At 43.6% G+C, this 20,369-nt stretch carries 21 protein-coding genes and 1 tRNA gene; 13 read left to right on the top strand and 9 right to left on the bottom strand.

Features of this window, described 5'->3' with window-relative positions; genetic code table 11:
- Window positions 1–65: 65 nt before the first annotated feature.
- Entirely contained in the window at window positions 66–473 is a 408-nt protein-coding gene (locus tag HUX74_RS12880) for a hypothetical protein (protein ID WP_174646791.1), read from the top strand.
- Between the two features lie 87 nt (window positions 474–560).
- Window positions 561–968, top strand: coding sequence for a hypothetical protein (locus HUX74_RS12875; RefSeq protein ID WP_174646790.1), 408 nt, complete (start codon window positions 561–563; stop codon window positions 966–968).
- A 724-nt stretch (window positions 969–1,692) separates the two neighbouring features.
- On the opposite strand, the gene HUX74_RS12870 is transcribed toward HUX74_RS12875, so the two are convergent.
- Entirely contained in the window at window positions 1,693–2,055 is a 363-nt protein-coding gene (locus HUX74_RS12870) for a hypothetical protein (protein WP_174646789.1), read from the bottom strand.
- Window positions 2,056–2,157: 102 nt separating this feature from the next.
- Between HUX74_RS12870 and HUX74_RS12865 the strand changes: the two genes are divergently transcribed.
- The 6 genes from HUX74_RS12865 to HUX74_RS12840 all read left to right on the top strand — a co-directional run bounded on the left by HUX74_RS12865 (window position 2,158) and on the right by HUX74_RS12840 (window position 5,283).
- Window positions 2,158–2,757, top strand: a complete 600-nt coding sequence (locus tag HUX74_RS12865) for a recombinase family protein (RefSeq protein WP_131226398.1) — start codon at window positions 2,158–2,160, stop codon at window positions 2,755–2,757.
- 146 nt (window positions 2,758–2,903) lie between these two features.
- Window positions 2,904–3,245 carry a hypothetical protein gene (locus HUX74_RS12860; protein WP_119958097.1) on the top strand — a complete coding sequence of 114 codons (342 nt, stop codon included), beginning with the start codon at window positions 2,904–2,906 and terminating at the stop codon, window positions 3,243–3,245.
- A 22-nt stretch (window positions 3,246–3,267) separates the two neighbouring features.
- Entirely contained in the window at window positions 3,268–3,792 is a 525-nt protein-coding gene (locus HUX74_RS12855; protein WP_174646788.1) for a glycoside hydrolase family 108 protein, read from the top strand.
- Window positions 3,789–4,247, top strand: a complete 459-nt coding sequence (locus HUX74_RS12850) for a DUF6808 domain-containing protein (RefSeq protein WP_174646787.1) — start codon at window positions 3,789–3,791, stop codon at window positions 4,245–4,247. Before HUX74_RS12855 ends, HUX74_RS12850 begins: the two co-directional genes overlap by 4 nt.
- 195 nt (window positions 4,248–4,442) lie before the next feature.
- Window positions 4,443–4,940 carry a hypothetical protein gene (locus HUX74_RS12845; RefSeq protein WP_061411836.1) on the top strand — a complete coding sequence of 166 codons (498 nt, stop codon included), beginning with the start codon at window positions 4,443–4,445 and terminating at the stop codon, window positions 4,938–4,940.
- Window positions 4,941–5,055: 115 nt separating this feature from the next.
- Window positions 5,056–5,283: a hypothetical protein gene (locus HUX74_RS12840; protein ID WP_119958100.1), complete on the top strand. Its 228-nt coding sequence runs from the start codon at window positions 5,056–5,058 to the stop codon at window positions 5,281–5,283.
- A gap of 49 nt (window positions 5,284–5,332) precedes the next feature.
- Here HUX74_RS12840 and HUX74_RS12835 read toward each other — a convergent pair whose 3' ends face one another.
- From HUX74_RS12835 to HUX74_RS12825, 3 genes are all read right to left on the bottom strand, one after another.
- Window positions 5,333–6,541 (bottom strand): site-specific integrase, encoded by a 1,209-nt coding sequence (locus HUX74_RS12835; protein ID WP_174646786.1) that lies wholly within the window; start codon window positions 6,539–6,541, stop codon window positions 5,333–5,335.
- A 129-nt stretch (window positions 6,542–6,670) separates the two neighbouring features.
- A tRNA-Pro gene (locus tag HUX74_RS12830) sits at window positions 6,671–6,745 on the bottom strand.
- A gap of 86 nt (window positions 6,746–6,831) precedes the next feature.
- Complete coding sequence (locus HUX74_RS12825; RefSeq protein ID WP_117964583.1) at window positions 6,832–7,539, bottom strand: tRNA1(Val) (adenine(37)-N6)-methyltransferase; 708 nt, start codon at window positions 7,537–7,539, stop codon at window positions 6,832–6,834.
- 170 nt (window positions 7,540–7,709) lie between these two features.
- Here HUX74_RS12825 and lon point away from each other — a divergent pair, with 170 nt between their 5' ends.
- From lon to HUX74_RS12810, 3 genes are read left to right on the top strand one after another with little or no spacing between them, the layout of a single operon-like run.
- On the top strand, window positions 7,710–10,190 hold the full coding sequence (lon, locus tag HUX74_RS12820) for an endopeptidase La (protein ID WP_174646785.1): 2,481 nt from the start codon (window positions 7,710–7,712) through the stop codon (window positions 10,188–10,190).
- A complete protein-coding gene (tgt, locus tag HUX74_RS12815) occupies window positions 10,187–11,317 on the top strand; it encodes a tRNA guanosine(34) transglycosylase Tgt (protein ID WP_005825470.1) in 1,131 nt (376 codons plus the stop codon). The genes lon and tgt overlap by 4 nt, the downstream gene beginning before the upstream one ends.
- A complete protein-coding gene (locus HUX74_RS12810) occupies window positions 11,314–12,450 on the top strand; it encodes an LptF/LptG family permease (RefSeq protein WP_117964622.1) in 1,137 nt (378 codons plus the stop codon). The genes tgt and HUX74_RS12810 overlap by 4 nt, the downstream gene beginning before the upstream one ends.
- Before the next feature lie 273 nt (window positions 12,451–12,723).
- Here the strand turns inward: HUX74_RS12810 and HUX74_RS12805 are convergent, their stop codons facing one another.
- On the bottom strand, window positions 12,724–13,224 hold the full coding sequence (locus tag HUX74_RS12805; RefSeq protein WP_117599651.1) for a thioredoxin-like domain-containing protein: 501 nt from the start codon (window positions 13,222–13,224) through the stop codon (window positions 12,724–12,726).
- A 276-nt stretch (window positions 13,225–13,500) separates the two neighbouring features.
- Here HUX74_RS12805 and serB point away from each other — a divergent pair, with 276 nt between their 5' ends.
- Both serB and HUX74_RS12795 read left to right on the top strand, forming a co-directional pair.
- Window positions 13,501–14,730: a phosphoserine phosphatase SerB gene (gene serB / locus HUX74_RS12800; RefSeq protein WP_117599649.1), complete on the top strand. Its 1,230-nt coding sequence runs from the start codon at window positions 13,501–13,503 to the stop codon at window positions 14,728–14,730.
- A gap of 128 nt (window positions 14,731–14,858) precedes the next feature.
- On the top strand, window positions 14,859–16,145 hold the full coding sequence (locus tag HUX74_RS12795) for a DEAD/DEAH box helicase (RefSeq protein WP_117964586.1): 1,287 nt from the start codon (window positions 14,859–14,861) through the stop codon (window positions 16,143–16,145).
- A gap of 41 nt (window positions 16,146–16,186) precedes the next feature.
- Here the strand turns inward: HUX74_RS12795 and HUX74_RS12790 are convergent, their stop codons facing one another.
- The 4 genes from HUX74_RS12790 to HUX74_RS12775 are packed head-to-tail and all read right to left on the bottom strand — an operon-like array spanning window position 16,187 to window position 20,313.
- The gene (locus tag HUX74_RS12790) at window positions 16,187–16,987 is read right to left on the bottom strand and encodes a DUF4738 domain-containing protein (RefSeq protein WP_117964587.1); all 801 of its coding nucleotides are present in this window, start codon (window positions 16,985–16,987) and stop codon (window positions 16,187–16,189) included.
- Between the two features lie 37 nt (window positions 16,988–17,024).
- Complete coding sequence (locus tag HUX74_RS12785; protein WP_117964588.1) at window positions 17,025–18,338, bottom strand: UDP-glucose/GDP-mannose dehydrogenase family protein; 1,314 nt, start codon at window positions 18,336–18,338, stop codon at window positions 17,025–17,027.
- Window positions 18,339–18,341: 3 nt separating this feature from the next.
- Entirely contained in the window at window positions 18,342–18,890 is a 549-nt protein-coding gene (gene rfbC / locus HUX74_RS12780; RefSeq protein ID WP_174646784.1) for a dTDP-4-dehydrorhamnose 3,5-epimerase, read from the bottom strand.
- Window positions 18,891–18,894: 4 nt separating this feature from the next.
- A complete protein-coding gene (locus HUX74_RS12775) occupies window positions 18,895–20,313 on the bottom strand; it encodes a capsule assembly Wzi family protein (protein ID WP_117964590.1) in 1,419 nt (472 codons plus the stop codon).
- Window positions 20,314–20,369: the final 56 nt, after the last annotated feature.

Below are 20,369 nucleotides of genomic sequence, written 5' to 3'. Positions count from 1 at the left end.
TCTGGCGACGTAATTTGCTCCTTCCATTTCTTACCCTATCTTCTGCCCCTTAAATGTACAGAAGTATGGCAGATGATATTAGAGAGAATGCAATGGGTGGCGGTACTCCGAAACGGTTGCGTGGGTTGGATGCAAATGGCAACAGTATATCACCAACATTGGAAGAAGTAATAAGTGCAATGGGAATACACACCCATAGCTTTACATTAGCAGCAGGTGAGGAAAAAGACCTTGGCAACCTTGGATATGGATTATACTTAGTTACATCACCCAATATTGCAATATCTGCTATATTTATCTGTGGTGCCCTTTCGAGTAGCTTTGTATCAGATGGAGGTTATAATGCTTACTGTGATTATGTAGATGGGGCTAAGAGTGTTGTTTTTGGACGAAAGGAATCAAATGGGAACTTCTTCATCAAAAATAATAGAAAAGACGCAATAGCCCTAAGAATAAAAGGAATTAGTGTATAAAGAGTAAACATTATTGATAGGTTCTTGCATAAACTTTATTTTATTTTTTCCTATTCGTATCTTCTGCCCCTTAAATGTGAGAATATTATGGCAGATGATATTAGAGAAGACCAAATGACTGTAGTCAGTAGCGTAGACTATGTAAGAGGGATGAATGGTAAGAATAGCGTGCTGATAAAGAGGGATGATTTGGTGCATATCAGTCCCAAATTGGGTTTTAATGGAGATTTTAAAGACCCAGCAAATTTCCCCAAAGCAGGGCTTTACATCTACGAAGTTAATACAAGTAATTCAGGGACTTTAAATGGCCCTTATGGAACTACTACTTTTTATGGTACTGTTGAGATAACATCTCGTATTGATGGGAATAGCAATGGGCTGAATGTAGTGACAATAAAAGCTTATAGTCATAGTATGACTGGTTTCATGCTAATGGGTAAGAAAAGTACGGGAGAAATTACGTATGATTGGGGAGAATGGAAACAAATATATTGATATACTTAAAATCCGTCCTATCCTCACGGACAAGACGGAAGGTCTGTATTAACTAATTGATTAAGATAAGTTCTATAAATTCTGACTCTTTAGATTTTATAGAACAAGAACTACTTACTATGCCTAAAAGACATGTGGTAAAATTAATAAAAATCAACCAGAATGCCAAATAAAAACCCGCTCAAACCATCTCGGTCTGAACGGGCAGAATACTTCTTGTCAATGCAGTCCACTCATGGGGTAGACTGCATAAAACCTAAACACTTAACTGGAATAATTGGCGGCATTACCCACCAAAAGCATCCGATCTTCACAGACTGAGAATACTTTCATTATTCCATAGCACAAAATAGTATTAGTTAAGTAGTATATTGGCTAACTATACAAAGTTACAGTATTTAGTCGGAAACAGCAACCATCTAAGTAAAAACATCCCGATACTTCACAGACCGGGATGCAATGCCAAACAAAGAGAGTTTCCGAATGAAAATCAATATGAACAAAATGTCTTTAAACCTTAATGCAACTAATACCTATTGTCTAACCATAACAACTACAAGTTACTGATAACTTTTAAGACATAAACCATAATACAAAATTGATGCCAGAATGATTGCACAACAATATTGCATTCATTTTCATTAATATAAGGTAAAATCCTCTTTTAACAATACTGTGGAATATTGTAGAGTGCTCCACGGTATTGTAGAATAATTCCACAGTTTTAAGTAAGCGTAATTGACGCCCATTCACCCCAAGTAGAACCTGAATCTGGAGAAAAACGAAGTAGAATTTTTTTGTTAGAACACACATCTAATTGAGCAACATAATTAAAAGCTACTACAACCATAAGTATACCATAGGAGCCTATTGTTCCAACAATTTTACTCCCATGAAAATACGTACCAGGAGTTGTTAGATTGTCCAACCCTTCTGCATCTGTATATGCTAATGTACCTTTGCACATCAATACTTCTGATAACAATTCTTTTAGAGCAATCAATACACTATCTTTCCCTTTCAACCCTCGCACATAGTCCACACTGCTGACTGAGGTCATTTCATTTTCCTTAATATCTTCTGCCATACTTAATACATTTAAGGGGCAAATCTTCCGGATTATGAAAACCTATTATCTCATATTTTATTTTTTCGTAGATATTTTATTACTTTCTCGCAAAAAACAGCTATGAATTACGGTTACATAAGGGTTAGCAGCGAAAAACAGACCGTTGAAAATCAGCGGTATGAGATTATGCAATATTGCAAGCGTAAGGGGCTTGTTATTGATAGATGGATTGAAGAGAGTGTGAGCGGTGCCAGGCATCCTAATGTGCGAAAGTTAGGTAAGATATTGCATAAAATAAATAAGGGAGATATTATATATGTTACAGAGTTATCAAGACTTGGACGCTGTGCATATATGGTTATAGCTATTATATCTCATTGCCTCATGGCCAATGCCAGTATTATTGAAATACGGGATGATAAGTTGGTAAAGGATGACTCAGATTCTGTTCAGGATACATTCTTCAAGGTTCTATTCGCCCAAAAAGAGCGGGAAGACATATCTCGTCGAACCAAAGCAGGGCTTGCTCGTCGTGTGGCTGAAGGCCTGAAATTAGGCCGGCCATCTGGTGGAAAGAATTCGCATTACAAGCTTACAGGAAAGGAACCTCTCATTAGAACTATGCTCGAATATGGTTATTCAAAGGCAGCCATCTGTCGTAAGCTTAAATGCAATCCTAAAACATTGGATGACCATTTGCGGAGAATGTCAAAAAAATAATGTCCTTTTTGAAGGCTACATCCATATCTATCTTTGCATTGACATTCTGTGTCAGTGGAAAATCCCGAATTGGCAGCATGTTTGACATAGGCTTACTTACTTTTGTGGTTGTCTGACAATTTGATGGTTATAAATAAAGTAATAAAATGGGTATGAATGATTGGGTTATGCTGGTGACCGCACTCGGTGGCATCGAGGGCATCAAGCAGCTTATTAAGTGGTGGATGTCGCGCAAAACCAATGCGCGTATTGAGGACGCACATGCTGATGTAGAGGAGTTCAAGGCATTACGGGAGTACAACGAGTTCCTGCAGAAGCAGCTTTCGGAGAAGGAACAGCGGTTTGTGGAGCAGACAGACCGGCTCCGTAAGGCACAGGATGAGCTGTTTACACTGAAGGAGACTAATTCTGACCTGAAACTGGAACTGGCACTGAAACGGTGTGAGAGAAAGAAGTGCGGTGATAGAGAACCTCAAAATGGGTATTAATTGAATAAGGAGGAAAATTGAAATGGCGAATGTGAATCAACTTGCACCGTTTATCCTAAAATGGGAAGGCGGTTTCGTGAATGACCCAGCAGACCTTGGAGGTGCTACAAATATGGGTGTGACTATCGGTACGTGGAAGTCATGCGGCTATGACAAGGACGGCGACGGTGATATAGACGTGGATGACCTGCATCTGCTTACCCGTGAGGATGTCGTTAAACGGGTGCTCAAGCCGCATTATTGGGACAGATGGAAGGCAGATTTGATAACGAGCCAGTCTGTGGCGAATATCCTTGTCGATTGGGTGTGGGCATCCGGTGCACACGGAATAAAGATTCCTCAACGTTTGCTTGGTGTTACTGTGGATGGAATAGTAGGTTCTAAGACACTTGCTGCGGTGAATGCCAGGAACCCGCGTGAGTTGTTCGACATGATTAAGATTGCACGGTTCGATTTCATCGAGGATATATGCAAAAAACGTCCGGCGAACAATAAATTTAAGAGAGGTTGGATGAATCGGATTAATGATTTGAGATTCGAGGAATGAAAAAGTTACCGTGGATATTAATTGTACTGCTGGCAATTGCTTGTGTGGCGGCTTGGTTTCGTTTGCATGAGCCTCCGGCAGAAGTTCGTGTAAAGACGAAGATTAAGACGGTTGTCAGGGTAGATACGATGCTTATCTCTGCACCGATGGCTGTGTTCTGGCGTTTCGTGCCGGATGATACGACACGGATAGGCGATACGCTGCTTCATCGTAAGCAAGTGGTATATAGAGACAGCTTGTATCGGGCTGTGGTAAGTGGATATGTAGACCCTCGGCTGGATAGTATGGTGGTGTATCCGAAGACTGTGTATCAGACGGTGACGAATGATATCTATCATCCGGTGGTTGTCAAGCCGAAAAGGAAGCGCTGGGGATTAGGGTTGCAGGTAGGATATGGCTATCCGGGTGGTTTTTATGTCGGTGGTGGGGTGAGTTATAATTTGTTTATGTGGTAGAAAAAACATACCTTTGTTGCTGTAGTAGTTTTACTTATCATTCATTTGATAAGTGGCCCCGGCTTCCGTCGGGGCTTTTTATACAAGAAATGATTAGTTAAAAGTATTCCAGTGCCTACTTTCTTTTATATCTAAGTTGATATAAGCTCAGATATGATTATCTGAAAGTAAGAACAAATAATAATAGTATTAGATATGAAACAGAGAAGAAATAGGTCTGAGTCCAACTATAAACGTGCAAAGATTAATTCGTGGTGCAGGCTTTTAGAAAAGGATTTTGATTGGGATTATACGTTTTTATTGGAAATAGAGCGCAAGAAAATAATAGAAATGTATGAATACTTTAAAAAGTGTACGCGTTCGGATAAAATGCCTATAGTGGCAAGAGACTTGCAACTTTGCATTGGCCTATTGGATATTGTGCTCGAAAAAGATAATTTGCAGTTGGAATTTTCAGGAATGAAGACTATGCGTAGAGATGACGGTATGTATGAAATGGTAGAAAGTCCGCATATAATAGCTTGTAGGAATCTATACATTAACACTAAAAATGCATCAAGGTTCTGCCTATTTAATTTCCCGACAGATGATTATGATATTGAAATTATTCATAAAGAGGAATTGAGAAGATATAAGGCGTGGTATCTATATAATAAAATCAGAACTTACAAGTTGTTTTCTTGGTGGGATTAGGTAATAGGCATCCATCATTCTTACATCGTAAGGTTTTGATAGGTAAAGCAGTCCAATAAGCGACCTTTTTTCTTTGGCTTCTCTCTGCTATGATTTATCTTTGCAACAAAAAAATATGGCATACAATTATGACGAAGAAAGCGTGAATGCCTTAATGAAATGGGCTGAGAACGCACTATTACCCAAAGAGGTGACATTAAGTGAGGCAGAACATATTTTTGATACCTCCATGTACGTCCACGCCAACATCTGCGACATAAACCAGCACTATCCGGACCCGTTCTACAATCCGGCGATTGACAGGTTGTATCGGTTGAAAAAATATATGGAAGATAATATGTAGGACTGTAGGAGTGTAGGAGACCAATATTAGCCTCCTACATTATTTATATCTACATATCGGGAAAATCCTCTTGTATCAAGGAGCTTTTTACCCCGAATCTTTTTTGCAAGTATCTCTCTGTAGTAGTAATTGATTTATGCCTGAAGTGCTTTTGGATTTCCCATGTATTAACTCCTGCATTGACCAGTTTTACTCCACCGGTATGTTTGAAGCTGTAAAGCTTGTATCTTTTGCTTAATCCCAGTTTATCCCTGATTCTGTCAAATCTATATCTGAAGGTGTTTTTTCCAAGCTTGTATTTTCCTGGCTGGCCGTCTCGAGAGAAAAGATACCAGTCTTCCGGATAGTTGCCTATCTTCAGCAGGTCATCAAGAGCTTCATAAAGCTGCCTTGGCATGTTGACTGTTTCTGTCAGTCCGTTCTTGCTGATATCCTGACGGATGGTAATGGATGCTGTCTCCAGATTGATGTCACGTATCTGCAGATACAAGCATTCTTTCGGACGGATTGCACAATAGTATTCAAGCTGACATAATAGCAGGAGTTGCGGGTCGTGCTCTCTCATATAGTCAATCAATATATTTCGGATCTTGTCTGGAATTGGGCTTGCCGCTTCGTCTCTTTTCTCACCAAGATTAGGTATATTGGTGACTGGATTGGCTACAACAAGCTTTTTGTGTAGTAAGTAATCGAAAAAAGTATGCAATAACTGCTTGTATTTCAATACTGTCCTGCGACTGACATGTCCAGTTTCGACTATGTGATAAAAAAACTTGTGTATATGTTCTTCTGATATTACATGCACGTTCTTGTTTGCCAAGCACCCTGCTTCCACCCATTCACAGAAGATCCTCAGTTTGGAACAGTAAGTCTGATAGGAGGAATGCGCAAGTTCGGCTTTTTTCAGTTGGAGGAATTCTGAAATGTGCACTCTGATACTGACGGCACCCCTGCTGTCATTGCCCCATCTGTTGACCATGGCCTGATACATGAGCTCGTCTTGATAGGTAACATGGTTTTCTGCGAACGGATCCTCTCCACTGTTGAGTTTGTTTTTGATTGTAGAAATCACTTTCTCGGCATGGGCACGCCTGGCACTTTCCGTTGCCAGTTCCGCAAAGCCTTCATAATGCCGGAACCGCTTCATCTCCCCGGTTTGTGGATCCCTCAAGGAATATTCCACATACCATTTTTTTGTTAGATCTCCGCCACAATCCTTTAGCTTGGGCAGGATAAATACTGATTTCTTTCTTGCCATTTTTGCTGTTTTTTGAATTAAGGGTGATGATTTACTAACTCAATAGACAGTTAAATAGACAGTTATTCTTGTTGGACGCTTCCATATACAAAAATAAGTTGTTGAAAATCAACAACTTATTTATTTAAGTCGGGGTAGCGGGATTCGAACCCACGACCCCCTGCTCCCAAAGCAGGTGCGCTAACCGGACTGCGCTACACCCCGAATGCTTTACTTCTGAGAAGCGAGTGCAAAGGTAAAAACAATTCTGATACCAACCAAATATTTAGGCAAGTTTTATGCAATTAAAATTACATTTTCAGATAGAAATCTTTCGTTAAAGCTACATATTCAGGGGTAAACTCATTGTGATTCATCTCAATACAAAGTTTCTCTTCTCTACACTCTTTTGCTTCAAAACCAAAGTTCAGCAATACCCGTCTGCACGGTTTTCCGGGTTTGGTGAAGACTTGCACACGATGCAATGGAAACAACTTATGGTTCCAAGCTGTATCCACAACCGTTTTTTCAGCTTCCGCTGGAATAATGATGCTTACGACTCCTTGCTCTTCAAGCAAAGATGCCGAACGACGAAATAGTAAATCGTAATTCAAATTGCCCGCATGCCGTGCTGTGCACCTTTGTTCGTCAGGACATTTCAACGCATCTATAAAATAGGGAGGATTGGAAATGATGAGGTCAAATCTGTTTTCCGGCTGATAATCTCGGAAATCATGACATATGACCTCTACTCTACCGGCCCATGGAGAGTGAGATACATTTTCTGTGGCTTGTCCGGCTGCAGCTGCATCTATTTCGATTGCAGTAATCCGGGCATGCGGATTCCTTTGCGCTAACTGTAAGGCTATTAATCCGGTACCGGTTCCAACGTCCAGTATACGCTTCGCTTTGTCTGCCGGGGCCCATGCCCCAAGTAGTACACCATCTGTGCCGACCTTCATGGCGCATTTATCATGAAATATGGTAAATTGTTTAAACTTAAAAGATGATTTCGGCATGTTTATCTTCTTTAATTGGGTTCAAAAATAATCAAAACCTGCATATTTGTCATAAAATTGGCACTGTTTTTGTCTTTTTAAAGGATGAGAATGTCTATTTATGAAGAAATAGCTTAACTTTGCAAGCGCTTTATTGGCCTGCCAATATGACATAAACTAAAAAGAAAGAAATGAAGAAAAGAAATTACCTGAGTGATGTCGAAGATAGAAGCGGAAACGCTTTCTCTGTAATTGCTGATTTTGAGGGGAATGAGGAACAATTGATGGACATTGAGGTAGAAGAGGTTTTACCGATATTGCCTCTTCGAAATATGGTATTGTTCCCTGGGGTGTTTATGCCGGTATCTGTAGGAAGGAAATCTTCCCTCAAATTGGTGCGTGAAGCAGAAAAGAAAAATTCTTATATAGCTGTTGTATGCCAAAAGGTGGCTGAAACAGAGACACCTCTGCTTGAGGATTTACATACCATCGGTACAGTTGCCAAGATAGTACGTGTGCTTGAAATGCCAGACCAGACAACTACCGTCATTCTGCAAGGCTCCAAACGTATGGAACTGAAGGAGATTACGGATACGACTCCTTATCTGAAGGGACGGATAGTTACGCTGAATGAAGAACTTCCGGAGAAGAATGACAAGGAATTCCATGCATTGGTAGAGGCGTGTAAAGACTTGACAGTACGCTACATCAAGTCATCCGATATGTTTCCGCAGGATTCGGCATTTGCCATCAAGAACATTACCAATCCAATGTTTTTGGTAGACTTTATCTGTACGAACCTGCCACTCAAGAAAGACGAAAAGATAGAACTGCTCCGTATCGACTCTTTGCGGGCGCGTACTTACCGCCTGCTCGAAATTCTGAATCGTGAAGTGCAGCTTGCCGAAATCAAAGAATCTATCCAGATGCGTGCACGCGAGGATATAGACCAGCAGCAGCGTGAGTATTTCCTGCAGCAGCAGATTAAAACCATTCAGGATGAGCTGGGTGGCGGCGGTCAAGAGCAGGAAATAGAGGAAATGCGTAAGAAGGCGGAGACCATCAAATGGAATGATGAGGTGAAGGCTACGTTCCTAAAAGAGGTGGATAAGTTGGAACGCACCCATCCCCAGTCTCCCGACTATAGCGTGCAGCTGAACTATCTGCAGACGATGCTTAGTTTGCCGTGGGGCATTTATACGACGGATAATCTGAGCCTTGTCAATGCAGAAAAGACATTGAACAAAGACCATTATGGTTTGGAGAAGGTGAAAGAACGTATTTTGGAACATCTTGCCGTATTGAAGCTGAAGGGCGATATGAAATCCCCCATCATCTGTCTGTATGGCCCTCCGGGTGTGGGAAAAACCTCTTTGGGACGTTCCATTGCGGCTGCCTTGAAGCGTAAGTATATCCGTATGTCGCTGGGTGGCGTGCATGATGAAGCCGAGATTCGCGGTCACCGCAAGACATATATCGGTGCCATGCCGGGACGGATTATCAAGAATCTGATAAAGGCAGGTTCCTCCAATCCGGTATTTATTCTGGATGAAATAGATAAGGTGAGTGCCGACCGCCAAGGAGACCCCTCCTCTGCCCTCCTCGAAGTGCTCGACCCGGAACAGAATACTACATTCCATGATAACTTTCTGGATGTGGACTATGATTTGTCTAAAGTGATGTTCATCGCTACTGCCAATAATCTGAATACCATCCCCGGACCGTTGTTGGACCGTATGGAGCTGATTGAGGTAAGCGGCTATATCACGGAAGAAAAGATTGAAATTGCTCGCCGCCATCTGGTTCCGAAGGAATTGGAGGCAAACGGTATGAAAAAGAATGATATCAAGATTCCGAAGAACACGCTGGAAGCCATTATAGAGAATTATACTCGTGAGAGCGGTGTGCGCGAACTGGAAAAGAAAATCGGAAAGATACTCCGTAAATCTGCACGCCAATATGCTACGGACGGTTATTTTGCGAAGACCGAAATAAAACCGGGAGACTTGTATGAATTTCTGGGGGCACCCGAATATACCCGGGACAAGTATCAGGGTAATGAGTACGCAGGAGTAGTGACCGGTCTGGCGTGGACTGCCGTAGGTGGTGAAATACTTTTCGTGGAAACCAGCCTGAGCCGTGGCAAGGGCGGACGTTTGACATTGACCGGCAATTTGGGTGATGTAATGAAAGAGTCGGCCATGCTGGCATTGGAATACATCAAGGCGCATGCCTCCCTGCTGAATCTTGACGAAGAGATTTTTGATAACTGGAACATCCATGTCCATGTGCCCGAAGGCGCCATTCCGAAAGACGGTCCGTCTGCCGGTATCACGATGGCTACCTCCCTCGCTTCTGCCCTCACCCAGAAAAAGGTGAAGGCTAATCTTGCTATGACGGGAGAGATAACACTTCGCGGTAAGGTACTTCCGGTAGGAGGCATCAAGGAGAAGATACTGGCTGCCAAGCGTGCCGGTATCAAGGAGATTATCTTGAGCGATGAGAACCGCAAGAATATAGAAGAGATACAGGATATATATCTGAAAGGACTGACTTTCCACTATGTGAAAGATATTAAGGAGGTGTTTGCCATTGCGCTGACTGATGAAAAAGTTGCCGATGCCATCGACTTGTTCGTAAAGAAAGAAAAGACTGAAAAGAAAGAGGAATGACATTCGAGTTACAATATACAGACAGCAAGACCAATGCACGTGCCGGACTGATTACTACTGACCACGGGCAGATTGAGACACCTATCTTTATGCCGGTAGGTACAGTGGGAACAGTGAAAGGCGTGCATCTGCCCGAATTGAAAGAGGACATAAAGGCGCAGATAATATTGGGTAATACCTATCATCTTTATCTGCGTCCGGGACTGGAAGTGATAGAGAAAGCCGGTGGACTGCATAAGTTCAACGGCTTTGACCGTCCTATGCTGACAGATAGTGGCGGCTTCCAGGTATTTTCGTTGTCCGGTATCCGCAAGTTGCGCGAAGAAGGTGCGGAATTCCGTTCACACATCGATGGTAGCAAGCATATCTTTACACCGGAGAAGGTGATGGATATAGAACGGACTATCGGTGCAGACATTATGATGGCCTTTGATGAATGTCCTCCGGGGGATTCGGACTACGAATATGCCAAAAAATCACTGGGATTGACACATCGCTGGCTGGACCGCTGTATCAAGCGTTTCAACGAAACAGAACCGAAGTACGGTTATCAGCAATCCTTATTTCCCATTGTGCAGGGGTGCGTCTATCGCGACCTCCGCGAGCAGTCAGCAGAGTTTGTTGCCTCTAAAGGTGCTGACGGTAATGCCATTGGTGGTCTGGCTGTGGGCGAGCCTGTAGACAAGATGTACGAGATGATTGAGTTGGTGAACGGGATTCTTCCCAAAGACAAGCCTCGCTATCTGATGGGAGTCGGGACTCCGGTAAATATCCTGGAAGGCATTGAACGCGGTGTCGATATGTTCGATTGCGTGATGCCTACCCGAAACGGACGCAATGGCATGCTGTTTACCAAGGACGGCATCATGAACATGCGCAACAAAAAATGGGAAATGGATTTCTCTCCCATTGAAGCGGATGGCGCCTCTTACGTGGATACCATGTACAGCAAGGCATACTTGCGCCATCTGTTCCACGCACAGGAGCTGCTTGCCATGCAGATAGCATCTATCCACAACTTGGCTTTCTACTTGTGGCTGGCGGGCGAAGCACGTAAGCATATCATTGCAGGCGACTTTGCAACTTGGAAACCGATGATGGTGAAACGCGTATCGACAAGATTATGAGAAAAATGGACTGGAGGATATGGAAGAATATAAAGCTGCCGAGAGGTAAATTCTTGAAGCGGCTGGACTGGTACATCATTAAGAAGTTCTTAGGTACGTATGTCTTTGCCATTGCATTGATTATCTCCATTGCAGTGGTGTTCGACTTCAACGAGAAGATGGACCGCTTCATGTCTCATGAAGCGCCGTGGAATGCGATTGTCTTTGATTATTATCTGAACTTCATCCCCTACTTTGCCAATCTGTTCAGTCCGCTGTTTGTGTTTATCGCTGTAATCTTCTTTACTTCCAAACTGGCAGAGAACTCGGAAATCATCGCCATGTTCTCTACGGGAATGAGTTTCAAGCGTATGCTGCGTCCTTACATGGTGTCTGCGGCAATCATTGCGGTAGTGACGTTCTGCCTCGGATCTTATGTCATCCCCAAAGGTAGTGTGACACGTATTAATTTTGAGGACAAGTACTACAAACCTCGTAAGGCGAATACGGCACGGAACATCCAGCTGGAAGTGGATTCGGGGGTAATTGCCTATATCGAACGTTTTGAAGACTACAGCAAGACCGGTTATCGCTTTTCTTTGGACAAGTTCAATGACAAGCAACTGGTTTCCCACCTTACAGCCCGTTCCATTACCTACGACACGACGGCCGTGCATAAGTGGAAAATCAAGGATTATATGATTCGTCAGATGGATGGCATGAAGGAGAGTATTATAAAAGGAGGTCGCATAGATACCACTCTGTTCATGGAGCCTGCCGACTTTCTGATTATGAAGAATCAGCAGGAGATGCTGACCAGCCCTCAATTGAGCGAGTACATCAGCAGGCAGCGGCAACGCGGCTTTGCCAATATTAAGGAATTTGAGATAGAGTATCACAAACGCATTGCCATGTCGTTCGCCTCCTTTATCCTGACGTTGATAGGAGTGTCTTTGTCTTCCAAGAAAACGAAAGGCGGAATGGGATTGCATTTGGGTATCGGCTTGGCATTGAGTTTCTCTTATATTCTGTTTCAGACCATTGCTTCCACATTTGCCGTAAACGGCAACATGCCTCCAGTCATAGCTGTGTGGATACCGAATATAATGTATGCCTTCATTGCATTTTATTTATATAGGAAAGCGCCGAAATAAGCATCCTAAACCTCTACTTCAGTCTGCTCAAGTTGAGGTTTGGCGTACTAAAGTAGAGGTTTAGGATGCTTGTCTCCGGAAGTCTATTAAAATAAGAAACCCCTCCCACTCTTGCGTTCTACAAGTGTGGGAGGGGCTTTTTGTTGTATTCATTTTCCTCTTTTGTTTTGTTCCCTTTTTTGCCGGAAAGAGACGCCGGTTTCCAGGGAACACCCTCACTTTCGTCTTACTGGTTCTTTAAGTTGCTGTTGTATGCACCGGGCATCAGCAAGCTTAATTCAAGTAAGCGGAAAGTTCTGCAGCAGAGATGTTTTTGGCAATAATTACACCATTATCATCCAGTAAATAGTTAGTGAATCCGCGGCCCAAGCGATACTTTTTAAAGAGGCCGGAATATTCGCCTTTAGTTTCCACGAAACAAGTGGGCGTAACTATTTGGTCCTTACGGATGGTTTCTTCAAAGATTGACTGATACTCATCGAATGAAACTGAAACCATCTTCACATTGTTGTGGGCAGTAGAGCGAAGCGCATTGCTCAAACTTGCGTTCTGCATCCGGGACTGCGCGTCGTAACTTGCCCAAAAGCTGAGCAACACATACTTTCCTTTCAAATCGGAAAGGTCGGTTTGGGATTGCTCTGCTGACATGGATTGGATTTTGAAATCCGGGGCCATGTCACCCACATTCAAACCTCCGGTAGGTTTGTCTTTTTCTACAAAAGAAGTCAAGGAACTTATTAGTAATACAACAAAAATCCATTTTGCATATTTCATGCGGCACGGTTTTGGTTAATACTATCCGGGACTGTCCTTCAACAGTGATTTCTTCCCGGAACATCGTCTTCTCAGAGCTTGAAATGAGTAGAAACTCATTGATATTCAAAGCTTTTAATTCTGAAATCGGCTGCAAAGGTAAGTAATTCTTAAACAAACTTCCAAATAAACAAGCATTTTTCTCACTTTTTAGAGTCATATTTTTATGTTATTTAGCATAAATAGCGGGAATTTTCCTTACTTTTGTAGCCTATTATTCTATCAAAAAGATGATTTATGCAACCATTGAACACTGAACTCATCCTGATACGTATTACGGGTGAAGACCGTCCGGGACTGACAGCTTCCGTGACGGAAATTCTGGCCAAATATGATGCTACTATTCTTGATATTGGTCAAGCAGACATTCATAATACTCTTTCATTGGGCATTTTATGCAAGACGGAAGAACAACATTCGGGGTTCATTATGAAGGAACTGCTTTTCAAGGCTTCCTCCCTGGGAGTGACTGTCCGTTTTTACCCTATTACTGCCAAAGAGTACGAGGATTGGGTGAATATGCAGGGAAAGAACCGCTATATTCTTACTTTATTGGGGCGCAAGTTGTCTGCCCGTCAAATATCTGCTGTGACCCGTATTCTTGCAGAGCAAGGCATGAATATCGATGCCATCAAGCGCCTTACAGGACGTATTCCGCTGGACGAATGTGAATCGCGTACACGCGCCTGCATCGAATTTTCCGTTCGGGGCACTCCGAAAGACCGCATTGCCATGCAAGAACAGTTGATGAAACTGGCAACCGAACTGGAAATGGATTTCTCTTTCCAGTTGGACAATATGTACCGCCGGATGCGTCGCCTCATTTGCTTCGATATGGACTCTACTCTGATTGAAACGGAAGTGATTGATGAATTGGCCATACGTGCAGGTGTGGGCGACCAGGTAAAGGCTATTACTGAGCGTGCCATGCGTGGTGAGATAGATTTCATTGAGAGCTTTCGCGAACGAGTGGCTTTGTTGAAAGGATTGGATGAGTCCGTGATGCAGGAAATTGCAGAGAATCTTCCCATTACGGAAGGTGTGGATCGCCTGATGTATGTTTTGAAGAAATACGGTTACAAGATAGCTATTCTTTCGGGAGGGTTTACCTACTTCGGGCAGTACCTCCAGAAGAAGTACGGTATAGACTATGTGTATGCCAATGAGCTGGAAATAGAGGATGGCAAACTGACCGGTCGCTATCTCGGTGATGTAGTTGACGGTAAGCGTAAGGCGGAGTTGCTGCGTTTGATAGCTCAGGTGGAAAAAGTGGATATTGCGCAGACTATTGCTGTGGGCGACGGTGCCAACGACCTGCCCATGCTGGGAATTGCCGGCCTTGGAATCGCTTTTCATGCAAAGCCCAAAGTTGTTGCCAATGCTAAGCAATCCATCAACACCATCGGCTTAGATGGCGTACTTTACTTTCTGGGATTTAAGGATTCATACATTGATATTCCCCGTTGAAGGCAGATGCTTGAAACAAATTTGCAAGTCCTTGAGATAATTATTGTCCCAAGGGCTTATTTTTTTACTGTAAGAGTCTATTTTATAAGTCTTTTTCCTATCTTTGTACGCAAATTTAAAAGAGATACATGAAGTTTTCAGAACTACATTTAAATGGCAATGTGCTGGAGGCACTGGATGCCATGCGCTTTGAAGAGTGCACCCCCATACAAGAAAAATCAATTCCCGTCATACTCGAAGGTCGAGATTTAATAGCAGTGGCACAAACCGGAACGGGAAAAACTGCCGCATATTTGTTGCCTATATTGAACAAGCTCTCAGAAGGCGGACACCCTGCCGATGCCATCAATTGCATTGTCATGGCTCCTACCCGCGAGTTGGCGCAACAGATAGACCAACAGATGGAAGGTTTCTCTTATTTCATGCCGGTTTCCAGCGTGGCCGTGTATGGTGGTAATGACGGAATACTGTTCGAGCAGCAGAAAAGAGGGTTGACACTGGGTGCTGATGTCGTTATTGCTACCCCGGGGCGTTTGATAGCCCATCTTAGCCTTGGTTATGTAGATCTTTCCCGTGTCTCTTATTTTATTTTGGATGAAGCAGACCGGATGCTGGATATGGGATTTTATGACGATATTATGCAAATTGTCAAATTCCTTCCTAAAGAGCGGCAGACAATCATGTTCTCTGCCACCATGCCTGCTAAGATACAACAGTTGGCTGGTAACATTCTGAACAATCCTGCCGAGGTGAAGCTGGCTGTTTCCAAACCGGCAGAAAAGATTGTGCAGGCAGCCTACGTTTGCTACGAGAATCAGAAGCTGGGCATCATCCGTAGCCTCTTTGCAGAGGAGACACCGGAACGCGTTATCATCTTTGCTTCTTCCAAACTGAAAGTGAAGGAAGTGACCAAAGCTTTGAAGCAGATGAAACTGAACGTCGGTGAAATGCATTCCGACTTGGAGCAGGCACAGCGCGAAGAAGTGATGTATGAGTTCAAGGCAGGACGTATCAATATCCTGGTAGCCACAGATATCGTTGCGAGAGGTATTGATATCGATGACATCCGTCTGGTGATAAACTACGACGTTCCCCACGACAGTGAAGATTATGTGCACCGCATCGGACGTACGGCGCGTGCTAATAATGACGGCGTAGCCATCACCTTCGTTTCCGAAAAGGAGCAGGGTAACTTTAAGAATATCGAAAAATTCCTAGATAGGGATATCTATAAGATATCGGTTCCCGAAGAGCTGGGTGAAGCACCAGAATACAAGCCGAGAGCATTTGACGGAGGAAGACGGGGCGGCCATGGAAACGGACGTAGGCCAGGAGGAAATAAGAATGGCCGTAACAACAATAAAGGCGGAAAGCCCAGTGCCAAACGGCCACAGAATGGCGGTGAGAAGAAATAAACACTGTGGTGTGGTGAAGAAAAGACATAGAAAAAGCGGATTTATTCCGCTTTTTCTATGCTCATTGTACAGTCAAAACCAATAATCATATTTACCAGACTGTATACGGAGCTTTCGGGTATGCCAAGGGTTGCCTGGTAATGGTATCCCTTACTGTCCACACCCATGAAGTTCATATCGGCAAGAATGGCCTGATTCAGTATTTCGGCAGGGAATATATCCGCAAACATCTTTTTGGTGATGTCCTGGCCGTAAAGCATCTTCTTCCCTTCGTATACACAGATATGGATTACATTATCATAATACACATTGTCCACACTGATTCCATTTTCAGAATAGGAAGTCTTGAAAACCTTCATCTTTGAGGGGTTGATATATACATATCCCCTATACCTTGTATTCTTGTATATTACGATACTGTCTTTCTTTATCACTTCTGGAGTAGTGGAAATGACTTCTACTTCCCGGCTGGTGAAAACCAAAGAATCTTCTGCATTCTCTGATTTATGCAGTTTAATTACTTCGTCGGCCAGCGAGTGGAACCAGAAGCTGTATTCCGTTTGACGGTCTATCTTATAGGCCACCGGTTCATTGCTGTATATGTAGATTGTATCGTGAACGACCTTGAAAGATACGGGAGCGCTTTGCGGGTTGGCATAATATACCGTATCCCCTTCGATGCGCATCAACGGCATTTCTGTTTCATCGTTCACCCAGATGCCTTGTAACAGTTGCTTTGCAATGAGATCTTCCTTTACGGAAACCTCTCCTGTTTGTCTGTTGCTGCATGAGGCTAATGAGACAACAAGTACAATGAGAATCGCACTTCCTTTTATTGTCATAACGTCCCTGTTTATTTCTTTTCTTCTTTCTGCGACTTTATTTTCCGATGCAATGATATGTGAAACCTTGTTCTTCCATATCTTTCTTGTCGTAAATATTACGTCCGTCCAATACCAACGGCTGCTCCATGGTCTTCTTGATGACTGCCCATGAAGGCAGGCGGAATTCTTTCCATTCGGTCACCAGCATCAGTGCATCTGCGTCCAGTGCGGCATCATACATATCTGTCGCATAATAAATACTTTCTCCTATGCGGCGTCGGCATTCGTTCATGGCAGCCGGGTCGTAGGCACGTACTTTACAGCCGGCTTTCAGCAGCTTGTCAATCAATATCAGGGCCGGAGCTTCACGCATGTCGTCTGTTTCGGGTTTAAAGGCCAGTCCCCAAATGGCGATGACCTTTCCCTCCAAATCATTATTGAAATGCTTCTGCAACTTTTCGAATAAGATACTCTTCTGTTTCTCGTTCACCTCCTCTACTGCATGGAGTACACGCATCTTGTAGCCGTTCAGTTCAGCTGTCTTAATCAGTGCCTTTACATCCTTAGGGAAGCATGAGCCGCCGTAGCCTATCCCCGGATAGAGGAACTTACGTCCGATACGGGTATCCGAACCGATACCGCTGCGCACCATGTTTACATCCGCTCCCACCAATTCGCATAAATTGGCAATGTCGTTCATGAAGCTGATGCGGGTGGCAAGCATGGAGTTAGCCGCATACTTTGTCATTTCTGCAGAAGGGATGTCCATAAAGATGACACGGAAGTTGTTCAGCAGGAATGGTTTGTAGAGCTTGCTCATTATCTTCTTGGCTCGTTCGGACTCTACTCCCACCACTACACGGTCGGGACTCATAAAATCGTTGATGGCATTACCTTCTTTCAGAAACTCGGGATTCGAAGCGACATCAAAGTCAATGTTCACCCCTCTCTTATCAAGTTCTTCTTGAATGGCAGTCCGCACTTTTTGGGCAGTACCTACGGGAACGGTACTTTTGGTTACCACCAACACGTATTTCTGCATATTGCGTCCAATGGTGCGGGCAACTTCCAGCACATAGCTCAAGTCGGCACTTCCATCCTCATCGGGTGGTGTACCTACGGCACTGAATACCACTTCCACCTCATTCAGACAACTCTCCAGGGATGTGGTGAATTGCAGGCGTCCTGCTTTCACATTCCGGCTAACCATTTCTTCCAGTCCGTTTTCATAGATAGGAATAACGCCCTTTTTCAGTGACTCTATCTTTTCACTGTTCGTGTCTACGCAAATAACGTTGACACCGATTTCCGCAAAGCAGGTTCCGGTTACCAAACCGACGTATCCTGTACCGACAATGGCTATTTTCATATTTTATTCATAATAGACCGCATCCTTGAACGATACGGCATGTCCGTCTTTATCTGATAATAGAAGCTGTTCCGTAGCAACAGGCCATTCAATACCGATGGTTTCGTCGTCAAAACGGATGGATGCCTCGGACTGTGGTGCGTATGCGTTGTCTACCTTGTATGTAAAGACAGCTTCATCGCTCAGCACCAGAAAACCGTGAGCAAAACCGCGCGGAATGAAGAATTGTCTCTTGTTCTCCTCGCTTAGCTCCACACTGACATACTTTCCGAAAGTGGGAGAAGATTTTCTTAAGTCGACAGCCACGTCCAGCACTTTTCCTTTAATGACACGTACCAGTTTAGCCTGGCTGCAATCGCCCTTCTGGTAGTGAAGACCACGTAATACACCGAAAGAGGATTTGGACTCATTGTCCTGGATGAAGTGAACGTCTCCGACATGTGCACGGAACTCTTCTTCCTTAAATGCTTCCATAAAGTATCCGCGGACATCATGGAATACTTTCGGCTCAATCAGCCATACGCCGTCAATCTCTGTTTGTATGTAGTTCATTTTCTTAAAATATTTTATGTACTTTTAGTTGGACTCCAAAATTGTCTCCATATATCTCTCCCATATCCAATGCAAGGGACGCGTTGAAGCACCAGCCCTTCCATTTACGGGGAGTATAGTAAAACGATGCAAAAGTAGAAAAATTTTCTAATATATCGGGTATTGGACGATGAGGAGTTCCCCAAGTTCTGTTGTGAGACAATTTTGCTACATATCTCCACTCACTGCTGATGTCACCGCTCCATCCCAGATGCAGGGCCTTAACACGATTGTACTTGAAACTCATATCGCCATCCTTATTATAGATAGGCGATGCTATCAACGGATTGGCTATCGCCATGCCCCAATGTGCCCATCCTGGGTAGTAACCGTTGTTGTAGTAGTTGTCGGCTCCTCCGGTCTTACCTACTACAGAATTTTGCAAACCGTGCAGAGGACCGCTCATATTGGTAGTCTGGAGATATTCGATAACGATTCCGTTGATGGCTTGTTTATGGTTGGATTTATATTCCACACCCCATAAGCCATCCCAACCGTTGAGTTTGGCCATGGCGGAGAAGTCATCAAAATGATTGTCCAGATAGGCGCTGATAGAGAAATCTTCCTTAGGACGATAAGTCATTTTGATATATTCGCTGCCCAGAAAATTGCCTTGGAAAGCCAGATGTTCACCTACCGGTCCGTCCTCACTCCCGTGGCCGGGGAAGAATACGCGTATATAATCCTTCCATCCGTTTCCCAAGTCCCCCGATTCGGAACCTCCAATTTTATATCCACCAAATTGGGTGTCGAGGGTCACCCCGAGTTCTAGTTGCCATTTTCCTTTGGGTATACCGATACGCAGAAACCCTTCTTTATGATGGTATTTGATGCTCTTGGTATACCAGTATTTTTCTCCGACTTGTTCCCGTTGGTATTTGTTGTCTGTAAACCATCCGTACGAGATTTCTCCTTTCAGACCTAAACGGGGCAGCAACTGTACATATTCGGGTATGCCTATCTGTACTTGTGGGATGGGACGCGCATTGCCCGACCAAGTCATGCCGCCACTGCTTAGCTCTTGATTCAGCAATGGAGAATTCTGTTCCCGGCTTCCAGCGAAGAATCCGAACCACTTGTAGCGGATGTCTACGTAAGCCTGCTGTACAATGAAAGAGGTAGTACTGAATCCGGCTGCTGCAACCAAATCCACAACTTCTTCAAACTTCCATTTTCCGAGTTGGTGTCTGTAGGATATTCCTCCACGTATGTAAGTATTGTTGTCAAGCGAAGTGAGTCCTTGCTGGTTGCTGACCTGCCAAAGAGGGGTGTTGTCACCGGTATGCAGGGTTGTTCCATATTCTACGAATGAGGACAGTTGTTGTGCCAGCATCGTGTTTTTTCCTATGAACAAGAAAACCATCAGACAGAAGATAATGCGCATAATAGTCTTTTGTTAAGTGTTTAGGTTTGTATACTCTTGCGAGGTCAATTGTCCTT

Source organism: Bacteroides sp. Marseille-P8574 (genome assembly GCF_902825465.1).
In the GTDB taxonomy this organism is placed as follows: Bacteria; Bacteroidota; Bacteroidia; order Bacteroidales; family Bacteroidaceae; genus Bacteroides; species Bacteroides uniformis.
This window is presented reverse-complemented; position numbering and strand designations above follow the sequence as displayed.